Source organism: uncultured Kordia sp., from assembly GCF_947489565.1.
Lineage (GTDB): Bacteria > Bacteroidota > Bacteroidia > Flavobacteriales > Flavobacteriaceae > Kordia.
The window spans coordinates 1-226 of sequence record NZ_CANLEA010000091.1 but is presented as its reverse complement, the minus strand read 5'-3'; the positions used below and the strand labels follow the sequence as shown (position 1 = coordinate 226).

Sequence of the window (226 nt, the reverse complement as noted above, 5' to 3'; positions counted from 1 at the left end):
TAGACAGTGACAATGACGGCATTACGGATGTAGTAGAAACAGGTAATGGCGATCTAGACACAGACAATGATGGTGATGTAGATGCAGATGATGCTGTATTTGCTGATGGTAATATGGATGGTCAAGCTGATAACACAGCAGGAACAATTCCAGTCAATACAGATAGCAATGCAGGAGATGGACCAGACTTCTTAGACATCGATGCCGATGATGATGGAATTCCAGA

General features: G+C 42.9%; 1 protein-coding gene. It reads left to right on the top strand.

Annotation, left to right across the window (positions count from 1 at the left end; all coding sequences use genetic code 11):
- Positions 1–226, top strand: a 226-nt coding sequence (locus tag Q0845_RS27835) for a hypothetical protein (protein ID WP_298521246.1), incomplete at both ends; no start/stop codon positions are given.